The following is a 14,586-nucleotide window of genomic DNA, read 5'->3' as shown; positions in this document are numbered from 1 at the left end:
GCCGCCCCGATGAGGCCCGGAGCCTACGCCGCGTGATTCCTTGGGTACAGGGCTCCGACACCCCCAATTTCGTTACCAGCGGTATTGGATCTCCATCCGGGCCGCCCCGACGTCATTCCGGCCACGGAAGCCACGCGCGCACCGCGAAACCGCCGTCAGGTTCGGCCCCGTGGGCGAGGCGGCCGCCCGCGAGCGTGGCGCGTTCGGTGAGGCCGATCAGGCCCTGGCCCGAGCCGGGGACGTGCGGCACCTTGCCGGGCGGTGGTGGGTTGCGCACGGTGACCGTGAGGCCGTCCCCCGCGGCGCCCTCGACCGTGACCGCGACCTCGGCGCCAGGGGCGTGCTTACGGGCGTTGGTCAGGCCCTCCTGGGCGATGCGGTAGGCGGTGCGTCCGGTGGAGGCGGGCACGGCCCCCGCTTCGGGGACCCGGTTGTCGAGGTCGACCTTCATGCCGGCCTCGCGGGACTCGTCGACCAGGGTGCCGAGCGCGGCGAGGGTGGGCTGCGGCCGCCCCGACTCGTCGCCGTGGTCCGCCGCGCGCAGCACTCCGATAATCTCGCGCAGGTCCTGCAGCGCCTCGTGCGCGCTCTCCCGGATCACGCCCGCGGCCCGGGCGATCTCGCCCTGGGGTGCGTCGGGCCGGAACTCCAGGGCGCCCGCGTGCACGCTCAGCAGGGTGAGGCGGTGGGCGAGCACGTCGTGCATCTCGCGCGCGATGTCCTCGCGGGCGAGCCGCTGCGCCTGCTCGGCGCGGAGCTGAGCCTCGGTCTCGGCGCGCCGCGCCCGGTCCCGCAGGGACATCAGGAGCTGGCGCCGGGAGCGGACGAACATGCCCCAGCCGACGACCGTGATCGTGATGATGACGGTGAACGAGACCGACAGCAGGTACGAGGAGTCGGGGTCGGGCCGCAACCAGAAGAACAGCGGGATGAGCGCGATGGAGGCGCCCGCCACCCAGCCGACGAAGCGGAACGGGCGGTGCACGGCGAGCGTGAACACCGCGATCATGGACGCGCCGCCCGCGGTGTTGGACAGGAAGCCGACCGGGATCATCGCCAGGGCGAGACCCAGCGGCCAGCGTCTGCGCAGCCAGATCCCGGCGCAGGCGGCGGCGCCGAGCACCTGGTCGAGCACGGCGACGGCGGGCGGGGTGTTCGGGTCGTCCCAGACCTGCTCGGCGAAGATCAGGCCGAGGAAGACCGCGATCCCGAAGCAGCTGAAGTCGACGATCCAGTCACGGGCGGTGCGCCGCCTGCGGCCCGGCTGACCCTCGGGGTCCAGGTCGAGCTCGTCGGCGACGGCCGAGGGCAGCAGCCGTCGGCGCCATCGCTCGGCGGGCGTGTCCGCCGCCTGCGGGGTCCCGGTCTGCCGCACTGCTTCCATGGTCGACAAATCTACGCACCCCGGGCGCCCCGCACCGCCCCGAGCGCCGCTTCCGCGACCAAAGTCGTACCCCCGTCGACTTTGGTCGCGGCCGGCGCCCGCGCTCCGCTACCGGAGTCCTGCGGGGCTCGCCCCGCGGCCGATGTGGGTGGGGGGTCCGCGGGGCGAGAGTCCTGTGCATGAACAAAAAGGAGTGGCTGCAGATCATCGAGGTCATCGGCGGCTTCGCCCTGCTCCAGGGCGCGGTCGGCATCCTGCACGAGTTCACCGGCTGGCTGGGCTGGGGCCTGATCGAGCGGATCGGGTTCCTCGACGGCCACGAGGTGTACGGCAGCATCGCGCTGATCGTGTTCGCGTTCGCCGTGTTCGCGGCCGTCGAGGCCCAGCGCAAGAGCTGACTCCTGCGCCCTGCGTCCTGCGGAGCCGGGGAGGACTCGGCAGGTGCTGAGCCGGGGAGGGCTCAGCAGGTACGGAGCCGAGGAGGGCTCAGCAGGCGTGGTCGACCAGGTCGAAGGACGCGTAGTGGTCCGCCGTGTAGTAGTCCTCCTTGTCGGAGTCCCCGGTGACGATGCGGCGGGCACCGCGGTCGTCCGAGCCCGGCGTGATCACCGTGTACTCGTGGTAGTAGCCGGACGACTGGCCGGGGAGGATGCCCTCCCGGTTCGAGAAGACCGTCCCGTCCTGCTCGTACGGGTACGGTCCGCCCTGCTCGATGAGGTCCAGGGTGTCGTGCGCCTCGGCGGGCAGCGCGGAGTAGCAGATGTCGCCGACATCGGCGGCCGAGACGGTGTGGGAGGCGACGGCCGGGGCCTGCGCGGCCGGTGCGGCGATCGCGGTGGAGCCGCCCACGCCGCCCAGGAGGAGGGCGGCGGCAACGGCGATGGCACTGATGAAGCGTGGGGGAGTCTTCATGCCCCACAGTGTGACGCGCGTAGAGGTGGGCATGTCAACACCAACTCACGTCTGTTTTCCGTCAGTTCACATGCGTCACATGCCGGGGGCCAGGTCCCTGACCTTGGGTCGCCAACCCTGGCGTGTCGAGAACAGGCCTCCCGTCACGCCCTCCTTGTCGCCGCCCTGGGCCTTCTTCAGGGCGTTGGCCAGGCCCTCGATGGTCATGGACTGGAGGATCACCCGGCCGTTGCCCTCAAGGGTCGCGAGGCTCAGACCCTCGCCGCCGCGGCCTGTCCTGCCGCCCTGCCAGGCGATGCCGAAGTCGACGCTCGACTCGGCGGCCACGAAGGCGTCCTTCTCGGCGAACCACGCGCGCGTACCGTCGAGTTCGAGCGCGCGCATCTCCCCCGGCAGCACTCCGGCGAAGCCGACCGTGCCCTCGCCGCCCTGCGACGTGAAGTACTGGAACGCGAGCGATTCACCCGCGAGGGCGCGCCGGCCGACCTGCATGGCGGTACCCATGGCCTGGCGCAGCATGCCCGCCGCACCGCCACCAGGGCCCACCGAGGGAACCGGAGGAAAAGGTTCCGTTGGTACCAGTGTGTCCCGACATCGACGTCCATTTGCCGCCAGTACTCGCCTCCGTAGGTCGCTGTACTTGAAGACACAACATCCGCTCCCTATAGGAGGCGACATGAACAGCAAGGTGGCTCTGGTGACCGGCGGCTCGCGCGGAATCGGCGCGGCGACGGCGCTGCGGCTCGCCCGCGACGGCTTCGACGTGGCGCTCACCTACGTACAGGGCAAGGAGGCCGCCGACGAAGTGGTGCGGCGGATCGAGGCGTTGGGGCGGCGGGGGCTCGCGGTGCGGGCCGACTCGGCGGACGCGGGTGAGGCGGCGGAGGCGGTCGAGCACACGGTGACGGGGCTCGGCCGGATCGACGTGCTGGTGAACAACGTCGGCGTGGGCGCGCTCGGCCCGCTGGACGGCTTCTCCCTCGCGGACGTCGACCGGGCGCTCGACGTGAACGTGCGCGGCGTCTTCCTCACCTCGCAGGCCGCGGCGGCCCGGCTGCCGGAGGGCGGCCGGATCGTCACCGTCGGCTCCTGCATGGCGCAGCACGTACCGGGGCCGGGCGGCACGCTCTACGCCACGAGCAAGGCGGCCCTGATCGGGCTGACGAAGGCGCTCGCCCGTGAGTTGGGCGGGCGCGGCATCACGGCGAACATCGTGCACCCGGGCCCGACGGACACCGACATGAACCCGGCCGACGGGCCGTACGCGCAGGGCCAGGCCGCGGCGACGGCGCTCGGTCGCTACGGCACCGCGGACGAGGTGGCGTCGACGGTCGCGTATCTGGCGGGCGACGGGGCCTCGTACGTGACGGGCGCCGAGTTCGCGGTGGATGGCGGGCACGCCGCCTGAGGCGAAAAAATGCGGGGCACACCGGTGCTGTCAGGCCGGTGTGCCCCGCAAGTCGAGCAGAGTAGCGGTTACGCGCCCAACTCCGCGTGGCGGGCCGCCAGTTGGGACTCTCCCTGGTCCGTCAGGGAGCCGAACAGGCGCAGCCGCGAGATGCCACCGTCCGGGTAGATGTCGACGCGGGCGTGCGTGCCGACCGCCGGGGTGTCGAGCACGAACCGGTGGTTCGTGTCGGGCTGGAGGCGGGTGCGGGGCAGGACCTCGACCCAGTCGCCACCCTCGCCGTCCTTGACGGAGACGGACGCCCAGCCGGCGCTGTTGCCCTTCAGGTACGCCGTGTCGATCTCGATGGCGCGGATCTGCGACTGGGCGACGAGCTGGTAGCGGATCCAGTCGTTGCCGGTGTCGCGGCGACGCCGGGTCTCCCAGCCGTCGTCCATCTTGCGGGAGCGGCCCGGCTGGATGGTGTTCGAGGCCGGCGAGTAGAAGAGGTTCGAGGCGTCCTCGGCGCGGCCGCCGTTCTCCAGGGCGACGACGTCGAAGGTGCCGAGCGTGGCGAGCCACTTCGGGTCCGGGAGGACCTCTCCGTGGACCCGCAGGCGGGCGATGCCGCCGTCGGGGTGCTGGTTGACGCGCAGGTGCGTGAAGCGCTGCGGGGAGTCGACGACGAAGCCGTTCGCCGCGTGGCCGCCAACGGCCGTACGGGGTACGAGCGTTGTCCACTTCACGTCGTCGGCGAGCAGCTCCTCGGGCGTGGGCGCGCCCTCGACGAACGTGCCCTCGACCGAGACGGCCTGCGGGTAGTTGCCGCGGAAGTGGGCAGTGTCGACGACGATGCCGGTGATCACGCCGGGCGCGCCGAGCCGGACGAGGGCCCAGTCGTGGTCCTCCTGCGTCGGCCACGGGTGGTCGGCCGACGCGCCGCGGCGACGGCGGGTCTCCCAGCCGTCCATGATCTTGCCCTTGTGGCCGAAGTGCTCCGGGTCGAACTCGGCGCGCTCGGGCACGAGCAGGTTCTCGCGCTGCGCGAAGAACTCGTCGTTCGCGGCGATCACGCCGGCGCCGAGCTGGCGCGCGGCGAGGTTCGCGTCCTGCGTGAACGGGAAGTCCGCGGTGCGGTAGTCGGCGTACGGGTCGCCGCCGCCGTAGGGGCTGGCGTCGCCGGTGAAGTGGGGTATCGCGGAGGACCCGGAAGTCGCGGACATGGTGTTACTTGTTCCTTTCGAGCAGCTGCCCCTGCGGGGCGGTGAACTCGCCGTCGGCGACGATGCGTTCGCCGCGCAGCCAGGTCGACCTGACGACGCCGTGCAGCGTCTTGCCCGCGTACGCGGTGACGCGGTTGCGGTGCTGGAGGGCGGCCGGGTCGACGCTGAAGGTGTCCTCGGGCGCGAGGACGGCGAAGTCGGCGTCGCGGTCGACGGCGATGGCGCCCTTGCGGTCGTCGAGGCCCACGAGCTTCGACGTGCGCTCGGACATCCAACGGACCACGTCCTCAAGGGAGTAGCCACGGCTACGGGCGGCGGTCCAGATCGCCGAGAGGCTCAGCTGGAGGCCGGAGATGCCGCCCCAGGCGGTCGCGAAGTCGTCGGTCTTCAGGTCGGCCGTGGACGGCGAGTGGTCGGTGACGATGCAGTCGATGGTGCCGTCGGCGAGCGCCTGCCACAGCAGGTCCTGGTTGGCGGCCTCGCGGATCGGCGGGCAGCACTTGAACTCGCTTGCCCCGTCCGGGACTTCCTCCGCGGTGAGCGTGAGGTAGTGCGGGCAGGTCTCGACGGTCAGCTCGACGCCCTCGGCCTTCGCGGCGGCGATCAGCGGCAGCGCGTCGGAGGAGGAGAGGTGCAGGATGTGGATCCTGGCGCCGATCCGCTTCGCGGTGTCGATGAGGCCCTTGATGGCGACGTCCTCGGAGACCCGGGGGCGGGTGGCGAGGTAGTCGCCGTACTTGGGGCCGGAGTTGTGGGGCGCCACGTCCAGCTCGTGCGGGTCCTCGGCGTGCACGATGAGCAGGCCGCCGAAGCCGGCGATCTCGGCCATGGAGGCGGTGAGCCGGTCGGCGTCCAGGTGCGGGAACTCGTCGACACCGGAGGGCGAAAGAAAGCACTTGAAGCCGAAGACACCGGCGTCGTGCAGCGGGCGCAGGTCCTTGACGTTGTCCGGCAGCGCGCCGCCCCAGAAGCCGACGTCGATGTGCGCCTTGGAGGCGGCGACGTCCTTCTTCGTACGAAGGTTGTCAACGGTCGTGGTCGGCGGCAGGGAGTTGAGCGGCATGTCGACGAGGGTCGTGATGCCACCGGCCGCGGCCGCGCGGGTGGCGGTCCAGAAGCCCTCCCACTCCGTACGCCCCGGGTCGTTGACGTGCACGTGCGTGTCGACGATGCCGGGCAGCAGCGCGTCGTCGCCGAAGTCCTCGAGGCGGGCCCCGGCCGGGACCTCGGCGTCGTGCGCGAGCACCGCGACGATCTTCCCCTGGGCGACGGCGACCGAGGCGGGGCGCGTACCTTCGGGAGTGACGACGCGCGTCGAGCGCAGCACGAGTTCGATCTGGACTTCGGCGTCCGACACCTGGGCCTCCTCAAGCTTCAACGTTCTGTTGAAGGACTCTCACTCAGACTTCGGGAACCGTCAAGACCCACCCGGACCCTGGACGTTTCCACAAAGTGGAATTAATATTCCGACACGCAGAACGTAGCTACCCACGAACTTCCAGGTCAAGGGATCACTGGCCGGGGACCCGCCGGTAGGCTGCAAATCTGCCCACCCCCCGAAAGGAACGCGCTGTGCCGACGCCCGACGCCAGCACCACTGATGCCGCCAAGTCCGCACCCACCGGCGGCGTCCAGTCCCTCGAGCGCGCCTTCGATCTGCTCGAGCGGATGGCCGACGCCGGTGGTGAGGTCGGCCTGAGCGAGCTCTCCGCCAGCAGCGGACTGCCGCTGCCGACGATCCACCGGCTGATGCGCACGCTGGTCGCCTGCGGCTACGTACGCCAGCAGCCCAACCGGCGTTACGCGCTCGGCCCGCGGCTCATCCGGCTCGGCGAGTCCGCGTCCCGGCTGCTCGGCACGTGGGCGCGCCCGTACCTGGCGCGCCTCGTCGAGGAGACCGGCGAGACCGCGAACATGGCGCTCCTCGACGGCGACGAGGTCGTGTACGTCGCCCAGGTGCCGTCCAAGCACTCCATGCGGATGTTCACCGAGGTCGGGCGGCGGGTGCTGCCGCACTCCACTGGCGTGGGAAAGGCGCTGCTCGCGTACACGCCCGCGGATGAGGTGCGGGCGCTTCTTGGGCGGACCGGGATGCCGGCGGCCACGGAGAAGACGCTCACCACGCCTGAGGGTTTCCTCGACGCGCTCGAGGACGTGCGGCAGGCCGGGTATGCCGTCGATGACAACGAGCAGGAGATCGGGGTGCGGTGCCTCGCGGTGTCCGTGCCGGACTCGCCCACCGCTGCGGCGATCTCGATTTCGGGGCCTGCGGGGCGGGTGACGGAGGCGGCGACGGAGAAGATCGTGCCGGTCCTTCAGCAGGTGGCGCAGGAGTTGTCGGTGGCCTTGGCCAGCTCTGGCCACAGTGGTTGACGACTCGGGGCTCTGCCCCGGACCCCGCGCCTCAAACGCCGGCGGGGCTTGATTTACCGGCCCCTGAAGTGACGAGTGCGCCGTCGCGCATCTCGTGGACCTCGTCCGCCACCGTCAGGTGGTCGCGGTCGTGTGTCACGAGCACGGTTGCCGTTTCCCGTTCTCGCGTCAGGGTGCGCAGCAGGTCCAGGATTGCCGCGCCGCGTTCGTGGTCCAACGCGCTCGTCGGCTCGTCCACGAGCAGTACCCGTGGCTCGTTGATCAGGGCCCTCGCGATGTTCACGCGTTGGCGTTGGCCGCCCGAGAGTTGGTGGGGGCGGCGGTGGGACTGGGCGGAGAGGCCGACCGCTTCGAGCAACTCGCTTGCCCTGTCCCGTACTTCGCGCGGTTTGCGGCCCTCCAGGTGGGCCATCACCTGGAGTTGTTCAAGCGCGGTCAGCGACGGCAGCAGGTTCGGCTGCTGGAAGACGATGCCGATCGCGCGGCGGCGCAGCTCCGCGGCGTCGGAGCGGGTCAGGCCCGTGGCCTCGGTCCCGTCGACGGTCACGCGGCCGCTGTCGGGGGTGACGAGCGTCGCCGCCACCGCCAGGAGGCTGGACTTGCCGGAGCCGGAGGGGCCCACCACCGCCGTGAGGCCGCCGGCCGGGACCCGGAGGCCGACCCGGTCGAGGGCCGTGAGGCGGCCGTCCCCGTCGGCGTAGGTCAGGGTGATGTCGTCGAGCAGCAGGGTCATCGGGCGCTCCCGAGTGCGGTGAGGGGGTCGACGGCGGTGATCCGCCGGATGGAGAGGGCGGCGCCCGCGAGGCCGAGGACCGTCATGACGGCGGCCGGGCCGAGCGCGGTCAGCGGATCGAGGACGAAGGGCACGGTGTCGGGGACGAAGGCGCCGATGAGGGTGGCGAGGCCGGTGCCGATCGCAGTACCCGCAACCAGCATCAGGACCGCCTGGCCCAGCGCGTCCCGCAGGAGGTAGCGGGTCGAGGAGCCGAGGGCCTTCAGGACCGCGATGTCGGCGCTGCGCTGGATCGTCCACACCGTGAAGAACGCGCCGACGACGAGCGCCGAGATGACGAAGAGGAAGCCGCGCATCAGCTGAAGCGAGCCGTTCTCGGCCTGGTAGGACCCTATGGCGGACAGCGCGCCGTCGATGGTGGTCGTGTCCGTGCCGGCGATCTTGTCGGCCGCCTGTAGGTCGGCTCCCGACCCGGTGCGCAGGGCGATCACCGTCGCGCGTTCGCCGTCCCCGCCCGTGGGCGCGATGTGCTGCCAGTCGTCGAGGTGCGTCCAGACGACCGGTGTGTGGCTGTACGAGGCGTCGCCGGAGACCGCCGCGACCGTGAGACGCGTGCCGCCGAGGGTGAGCTTGTCGCCCGTGGCCGCCCCCAGTTCCTTCGCCGCCTTGGTGGACAGGACCGCCGTGCCGGGCTCCGTCGCGTCGGGTGCGAGGCCCGAGCCCTGGCGCACACCGAACGCGGAGACGGCCGCGGTCTGGCGGCCCGCCTCTGCGTTCACCGTGCCGATGCCGATCGGCTCCGCGCTCTCGACGCCCGGCCGCGCCGCGAGGTCGCGCCACTGCTCGGGGCGGACCGTGGACGCCGTGAACGACACCGACTGGCCGTCGGCCGGCCGGGCGAAGGCGAGGTGGTCGGCGGGCAGCCCGGTGAGCGCCGACGTGTTGTCCCGCGCGAGCCCCGCCGTCAGTCCCGACAGCAGTCCCACAAGCAGCGTGATCAGTACGATCACGGTTCCCATCAGGGCGAACCTTCCCCTGGCGAACCGTAGATCTCTCCATGCGACGAACATGCGGTCAAGACTGCGGCTCCGGGGCCCGCCCGGGCATCGCGCCACAGCACGCTTCACCCGAATCGAAAGGGGGACGCGCCTTTCAAACTTTCGGTTGACCGGTTCGGTGTCCCGGCTTCGTACGCTGGTGAGCAGTATGGATCCACGTTCGCTCACCCCCGCCCTGCGCGCGCTGCGCCTCTGTCTGCATCTGCTGACGGCGGGCCTGCTCGCGCTCGTCGTCGTACGGGCCCTGACTGGTCGCTCCGACGAGCCGGTCGCGGCGGTGGTGACGGTGGCCGGGGCGATGGGCCTCGTCTACGGGGTGGGCGCCGCGTTGCCCGTCGTACGGTCAACGCGTGCGGGCGCCGCGTGGTGGCTGGCCGTCCTTGGCGCCGTGTGGGCGCTGCTGCTCGTGCTCTCGCCCGACGCCCTGTGGCTGGCGTTCCCGCTGTACTTCCTGCTGTTGCATCTGCTGCCCGCGCGCTGGGGCGTTCCCGCGGTGGGCATCGCTGCGGGCGCGGCCATCTGCTCGTACGTCGGTCATGACGGGGCGGTGAATCCGGGGGCGTTCATAGGGCCGCTGCTCGGCGCGGCCGTCGCCGTGGCGACCGTGCTCGGCTACCAGGCGCTGTACCGGGAGAGCGAGCGCAGGCAGCAGCTGATCGAGGAGCTGGTCGCGACCCGCGCCGAACTCGCGGCGGCGGAGCGCGCGGGCGGCACCCTCGCCGAACGCGAGCGGCTGGCCCGGGAGATCCACGACACGCTCGCGCAGGGCTTGTCCTCGATCCAGTTGCTGCTGGTCGCGGCCGGGCGCGAACTGCCCGCCGACTCCCCCGCCGCCGGGCACGTCGAGCAGGCCAGGGCCACGGCACAGGACAATCTCGCGGAGGCCCGCCGCTTTGTGCGCGCCCTGGCCCCGCCCGACCTCGACGTCGGCTCCCTGGCCGGGGCGCTGGACCGGCTGTGCGCCACGGCGCCTGGCCTCACCGCCCGCTTCTCGGTGAGCGGCACCCCGCTCGAACTCCCCACGCCGTACGAGGTGGCGCTGTTGCGCATCGCCCAGTCGGCGCTCGCCAACACGGTGCGGCACGCGCGGGCGAACCGCGCGGAGATCACCCTCAGCTTCATGGAGACCTCGGTGGCCCTGGACGTGGTGGACGACGGCGCGGGCTTCGACCCCGAGCGGGCGCCGGGCGGCGGCGAGGGCGGGTTCGGGCTCGTCGCGATGCGCTCGCGGGTGAGCGAGCTCGGCGGCACGTTCACCGTCGAGTCGGAGCCGGGCCGCGGCACGGCGGTCGCGGTGACGCTGCCGCTGCCGCTGCCGCTGCCCGCCGGGGGTGTGGCGTGACCATTCCGATGCCGATGCCCGCCGGGGGTGTGGCGTGACCATTCCGATGCTGCTGCCGCTGCCGACCGGAGGTGCCGCGTGATCCGGCTGCTGCTCGCCGACGACCACCCCGTCGTACGCGCCGGGCTGCGGGCCGTGCTCGACGCGGAGCCGGACTTCGCGATCGTCGCCGAGGCCGCGACGGCCGAGCGGGCCGTGGAGCTGGCAGGTGACGTGGACGTCGTCCTCATGGACCTGCAGTTCGGCGCGGGGACGATGCACGGCGCCGAGGCCACCGCACGGATCGCGGCCCTGGACGGCGGGCCGCGCGTCCTCGTCCTCACCACGTACGACACCGAGGCGGACATCCTCGCCGCGGTGGAGGCGGGGGCTTCCGGCTACCTGCTGAAGGACGCCCCGCCGGAAGAGCTCGCGGCGGCAGTGCGCACGGCGGCCTCCGGGCGCTCCGCACTCGCGCCCGCCGTCGCGGACCGGCTCATGGACCGGATGCGGGCTCCTGCGGAGGCGCTGAGCCGGCGCGAGCTGGAGGTGTTGCGGCACGTGCGGGACGGCCTCTCCAACGCCGAGATCGCCCGCGAGCTGTTCCTGAGCCAGGCCACGGTCAAGTCCCACCTGGTGCACATCTACGCGAAGTTGGGCGTCGACTCGCGTACGTCGGCGGTGGCACGCGCGACGCGGGACGGGCTGCTGCGGCGGCGCTGACACCGCACACCGAAACCGAAACCCGCTAGCGGATCGCCTCGAAGTCCGCCGCCCGCACCCGTCGCAGCGCCCGCAGTTCCGCGCGCTGGAGCGGCCGCACCGGCACCGTGAGCACCGGGCACACCGCGTGCCGTCGTACGTGGCGGTGGGCGGCGCGGCGCAGGCTCCGTGGACGGACGCCGACGACCAGCAGGTCGTCGGGGCGCGCCGCGAGTTCGACCAGGGCAGGGCCCGGGCGGGAGCGCACCGCGCGGAGCGTCACGTCGAGGTCGGGCGGCAGTCCGCCGAGCGCCTCCTCGAAGGCCGCCGCCAGCCGGGCACGGGCCTCCTCGTACCAGTGCCGGGCCCACGCGGCGTCCGGCCACCGCCGGTACATGGCCTCGCCCTCCGGCGGCTCCCACGCGAGCACCGCCACGAGGGGCCGGTCGGACCGCCGGGCCTCGGCGACCGCGGAGCGCAACGCGGCCAGGCTCGCCGGGGAACCGCTGATCCCGACCACCACGCGACCACCGACACGCTCGCCGTCCATGACACTCCTCCTCGTACGCGCACCGCGGCCGCCTCCAGGCCACTCCGCACCGATCTAGCCCCACTCTGTACGCTGATTGGCCTGGACAGCAGGGCCAATCACGGAGTTGTGGCATGGGTGACAAGGCGGTGGTCCGCAGCGTGGACGGCGGTGGGCGCGGGCTCGGCGGCAGGCGGCTCGGCGCGCTCGTGACCGGTGTGGCCGGGGAGCGCCCCGGCTACCGCGCGCTCGCGCAGGGCGTGCGGACGCTGCTGCTCGACGGGCGGATCGCGCTGCACACGCGGCTGCCCGCGGAGCGCGAGTTCGCGGCTTCGCTCGGGGTCAGCAGGGCCACCGTCACGGCCGCGTACGACCTGCTCCGCGAGAGCGGGTACGCGCGCAGCAGGCGCGGCGCCGGGACGTGGACCGAGCTGCCGGACGGCGCGCGGCCGACCGTCGTGGCCACCCCCGCGGCGGGGGACGACGTGATCGATCTGGCGGTCGCCGCGCCCGGGTTCCTGGAGGACGAGCTGTCGGCCGCGTACGCCGCCGCGGCCCCGGACGTCGCCCGGCACGCGGTGACCAACGGCTACCACCCGTACGGTCTGACGGAGCTGCGCGCGCAGATCGCCGAACGGTACACGCGGCGCGGTCTGCCCACGCTGCCCGAGCAGATCCTGGTCACGACGGGCGCCCAGCAGGCCGTGTCGCTCACGCTCACGCTGCTCGGCAGGCCCGGCGACCGGATCGTGGTGGAGAACCCCTCGTACGCCAACGCCCTTTCGGTGATCCGGCAGTTGGGGCTGCGCACCGCGCCGGTGCCGGTCACCGAGGACGGCTGGGACGTGGAGCTGATCGGCGCGACGCTGCGGCAGTCGGCGCCCCGGCTCGCCTATCTGATCCCCGACTTCCAGAACCCGACGGGCCGGCTCATGCCGAGCGAGCAGCGGAGGCAGATCATCGCCGCGGCGCGGGCGACCGGCACCTGGCTGGTCATCGACGAGACGATCGCGGACATCGCGCTCGACGGGCGGAGCGAGCCGCCGTTCGCCTCCCTCGCCCCGTCCGGCGGGGGCGAACAGATCGTCACCGTCGGCTCGTTGAGCAAGGGGCACTGGAGCGGGCTGCGGGTCGGCTGGGTGCGCGCGGGCACCCGCCTGATCACCGAGCTGACGGCGCTGCGGGTCACCGCAGACATGTCGGGCTCGGTCCTCGACCAGTTGGTGGCGGGGCGGCTGCTCGACCGGGAGGACAGTATTCTGCGCGGCCGGATCCCGGTGCTGCGCGAGCGCCGCGACCGGCTCGCCGAGGCGCTCGGCCGCGAATTCCCGGACTGGCGCTGGCAGGTGCCGCCCGGCGGGCTCTCCTTCTGGGTGGACCTGGGGCGGCCGATCGCCTCCGCGCTCGGGCGGGCCGCGCTGCGCCACGGGGTGCGGATCGAGGGCGGGTCACGGTTCGGCGCGGACCCCGGCACGTTCGAGCACCGGCTGCGCGTCCCGTACGTCCAGCCGGTCGAGGTCGCCGAGGAGGCGGTGCGGCGGATCGCGGCGGCGCTCGACGGCGGGCTCGGCGGGGCGGGCGACGAGCCGGGGCGGCCGCACTGGGTGGCGTAGCCGCTCCGGCGCGGACGTCAGCCCTGCGAAGGCGGCCCTCCGAACAGTTCCACAGCGCCCCTGACCTGGGTCAGCGCCGCGGACAGCGCGCTCACCGAGCCGATCGCCCCCGCCACGAGCAGCAGCGAACGCCGCAGCCTCGGTACCTCGGGCCGGCCCCCGCCGGCCATCGCGTCCAGTGCCGCGAGCTCGTCCTCCGCGATCCCCCGGTCGGGAAACTCGACCGGATGCGCGGCGAGTTCACGACGTAACCGGGACACGGCGGTACGCAGCTCGTCCACCCGCGGGTCCACGTCGTTCCCGGTCACAAGCCTCTGCTCCACGCTCCGCAACACAGCTCTCCCCCTTGCACGTCCTTGTGCGTGTGTTGTCCTGCTCAGGTACTTCTCGACTGCTACTGCCGCTACTACCGCGTAACCCGGCCGGAGCGTCGATCGGGCGTCCAACTCGGGTTTGTGGCGGCCCAGTTAACGCCACGCGCAAGCGTTTCGCCAGTCCGTTGCGCAAGGCAACTGTGAAAATCCGAACGACTTCGATCGCGACTTGCGTGCGATATGCAGGGGGCATGACGACAAAGAGCACTGGCGCGGTTGCTGGACTGCTGCTCGCCGCGGGTGGCGGCCGGCGGCTCGGCGGCCGCCCCAAAGCACTCCTCCAGCACCACGGGCAGCCACTCGTGGAACACGCGGTACGCATCTTGCGCGCGGGGGGATGCGATCCCGTGCACGTGGTACTCGGCGCGGCGGCCGGCGACGTACGGGAGCGGGCCGTGCTGGAGGGATGCCAGGTGACGGAGAACCCGGACTGGGAGGACGGCATGGGGTCCTCGCTGCGGGCAGGACTCGAAGCGCTTGCGGACACGGAGGCGGACGCCGCGCTCGTACTCCTGGTGGACCAGCCGGGAATCGGCGCGGCGGCGGTGGCGCGGGTGCTCGAGACCTACGACTCCCCCGCCTCGCTCGCGGCGGCCGCGTACGGCGGGGAGCGCGGGCATCCGGTGCTGTTCGGCCGGGACCACTGGGCGGGCATCGCGGCGAGCGCGAGCGGCGACCGCGGGGCGCGCGCGTACCTCAAGGAGCGCGCGGGGGTGCTGGAGCTCGTGGAGTGCGGGGACATCGCCGAGGCGTACGACATCGACACGGAAGCGGATCTCGAGCACCTTGAGTAACGGGGCGTGGCACGCAGAGCCACGTTCTGTCGACTCTGAGAATCTCGACGTCAACAAACCATTGAACTTCCACAATGAGGAAACTAATATCCACTGTTGAGAAGGGCCGGTCCCCCAAAGCGGGGCCAGCAGCCATACCCACGCGGCCCCGGCACCCAGTGCCGCAGGCGCCGTTCGCTCGCT

Annotated in this window: 15 protein-coding genes and 1 pseudogene; 7 read left to right on the top strand and 9 right to left on the bottom strand. The window is 72.3% G+C overall.

Going from position 1 to position 14,586, the window contains the following annotated elements; genetic code table 11:
* Positions 1-112: 112 nt before the first annotated feature.
* Positions 113-1,384 (bottom strand): sensor histidine kinase, encoded by a 1,272-nt coding sequence (locus tag OHA73_RS33455; protein ID WP_327656901.1) that lies wholly within the window; start codon positions 1,382-1,384, stop codon positions 113-115.
* 179 nt (positions 1,385-1,563) lie between these two features.
* On the opposite strand from OHA73_RS33455, the gene OHA73_RS33450 reads away from it, so the two are divergent.
* Complete coding sequence (locus tag OHA73_RS33450; RefSeq protein ID WP_267068690.1) at positions 1,564-1,782, top strand: hypothetical protein; 219 nt, start codon at positions 1,564-1,566, stop codon at positions 1,780-1,782.
* Between the two features lie 88 nt (positions 1,783-1,870).
* Here OHA73_RS33450 and OHA73_RS33445 read toward each other — a convergent pair whose 3' ends face one another.
* Positions 1,871-2,296 (bottom strand): ribonuclease, encoded by a 426-nt coding sequence (locus OHA73_RS33445; RefSeq protein WP_266715315.1) that lies wholly within the window; start codon positions 2,294-2,296, stop codon positions 1,871-1,873.
* Positions 2,297-2,371: 75 nt separating this feature from the next.
* Positions 2,372-2,839 (bottom strand): annotated as a pseudogene (locus tag OHA73_RS33440) (AIM24 family protein); the annotation flags it as partial.
* Positions 2,840-2,972: 133 nt separating this feature from the next.
* Here OHA73_RS33440 and OHA73_RS33435 point away from each other — a divergent pair.
* Positions 2,973-3,704, top strand: coding sequence for a 3-oxoacyl-ACP reductase family protein (locus tag OHA73_RS33435; protein WP_327656900.1), 732 nt, complete (start codon positions 2,973-2,975; stop codon positions 3,702-3,704).
* Between the two features lie 68 nt (positions 3,705-3,772).
* Here OHA73_RS33435 and alc read toward each other — a convergent pair whose 3' ends face one another.
* Together alc and allB are read right to left on the bottom strand one after the other, a co-directional pair.
* Positions 3,773-4,906 (bottom strand): allantoicase, encoded by a 1,134-nt coding sequence (gene alc / locus OHA73_RS33430; RefSeq protein WP_327656899.1) that lies wholly within the window; start codon positions 4,904-4,906, stop codon positions 3,773-3,775.
* 4 nt (positions 4,907-4,910) lie between these two features.
* Positions 4,911-6,263, bottom strand: a complete 1,353-nt coding sequence (gene allB / locus OHA73_RS33425) for an allantoinase AllB (protein WP_327656898.1) — start codon at positions 6,261-6,263, stop codon at positions 4,911-4,913.
* Between the two features lie 215 nt (positions 6,264-6,478).
* On the opposite strand from allB, the gene OHA73_RS33420 reads away from it, so the two are divergent.
* The gene (locus tag OHA73_RS33420) at positions 6,479-7,279 is read left to right on the top strand and encodes an IclR family transcriptional regulator (protein WP_327656897.1); all 801 of its coding nucleotides are present in this window, start codon (positions 6,479-6,481) and stop codon (positions 7,277-7,279) included.
* A 31-nt stretch (positions 7,280-7,310) separates the two neighbouring features.
* Here OHA73_RS33420 and OHA73_RS33415 read toward each other — a convergent pair whose 3' ends face one another.
* Together OHA73_RS33415 and OHA73_RS33410 are read right to left on the bottom strand one after the other, a co-directional pair.
* Positions 7,311-8,012 carry an ABC transporter ATP-binding protein gene (locus OHA73_RS33415; protein ID WP_327656896.1) on the bottom strand — a complete coding sequence of 234 codons (702 nt, stop codon included), beginning with the start codon at positions 8,010-8,012 and terminating at the stop codon, positions 7,311-7,313.
* Positions 8,009-9,082, bottom strand: coding sequence for an ABC transporter permease (locus tag OHA73_RS33410; RefSeq protein WP_327656895.1), 1,074 nt, complete (start codon positions 9,080-9,082; stop codon positions 8,009-8,011). The genes OHA73_RS33415 and OHA73_RS33410 overlap by 4 nt, the downstream gene beginning before the upstream one ends.
* Before the next feature lie 136 nt (positions 9,083-9,218).
* Between OHA73_RS33410 and OHA73_RS33405 the strand changes: the two genes are divergently transcribed.
* Positions 9,219-10,412, top strand: coding sequence for a sensor histidine kinase (locus tag OHA73_RS33405; protein ID WP_327656894.1), 1,194 nt, complete (start codon positions 9,219-9,221; stop codon positions 10,410-10,412).
* A 78-nt stretch (positions 10,413-10,490) separates the two neighbouring features.
* On the top strand, positions 10,491-11,114 hold the full coding sequence (locus OHA73_RS33400; protein ID WP_266715307.1) for a response regulator: 624 nt from the start codon (positions 10,491-10,493) through the stop codon (positions 11,112-11,114).
* 25 nt (positions 11,115-11,139) lie between these two features.
* Here OHA73_RS33400 and OHA73_RS33395 read toward each other — a convergent pair whose 3' ends face one another.
* On the bottom strand, positions 11,140-11,643 hold the full coding sequence (locus OHA73_RS33395; protein ID WP_327656893.1) for a universal stress protein: 504 nt from the start codon (positions 11,641-11,643) through the stop codon (positions 11,140-11,142).
* A 113-nt stretch (positions 11,644-11,756) separates the two neighbouring features.
* Between OHA73_RS33395 and yczR the strand changes: the two genes are divergently transcribed.
* On the top strand, positions 11,757-13,235 hold the full coding sequence (gene yczR / locus OHA73_RS33390; RefSeq protein WP_327656892.1) for a MocR-like transcription factor YczR: 1,479 nt from the start codon (positions 11,757-11,759) through the stop codon (positions 13,233-13,235).
* 17 nt (positions 13,236-13,252) lie between these two features.
* Here the strand turns inward: yczR and OHA73_RS33385 are convergent, their stop codons facing one another.
* A complete protein-coding gene (locus OHA73_RS33385; RefSeq protein ID WP_327656891.1) occupies positions 13,253-13,570 on the bottom strand; it encodes a DUF5955 family protein in 318 nt (105 codons plus the stop codon).
* Positions 13,571-13,800: 230 nt separating this feature from the next.
* Between OHA73_RS33385 and OHA73_RS33380 the strand changes: the two genes are divergently transcribed.
* On the top strand, positions 13,801-14,403 hold the full coding sequence (locus OHA73_RS33380) for a nucleotidyltransferase family protein (RefSeq protein ID WP_327656890.1): 603 nt from the start codon (positions 13,801-13,803) through the stop codon (positions 14,401-14,403).
* The last annotated feature ends 183 nt before the right edge of the window (positions 14,404-14,586 follow it).

The organism is Streptomyces sp. NBC_00483, from assembly GCF_036013745.1.
Lineage (GTDB): Bacteria > Actinomycetota > Actinomycetes > Streptomycetales > Streptomycetaceae > Streptomyces.
This window is presented reverse-complemented; position numbering and strand designations above follow the sequence as displayed.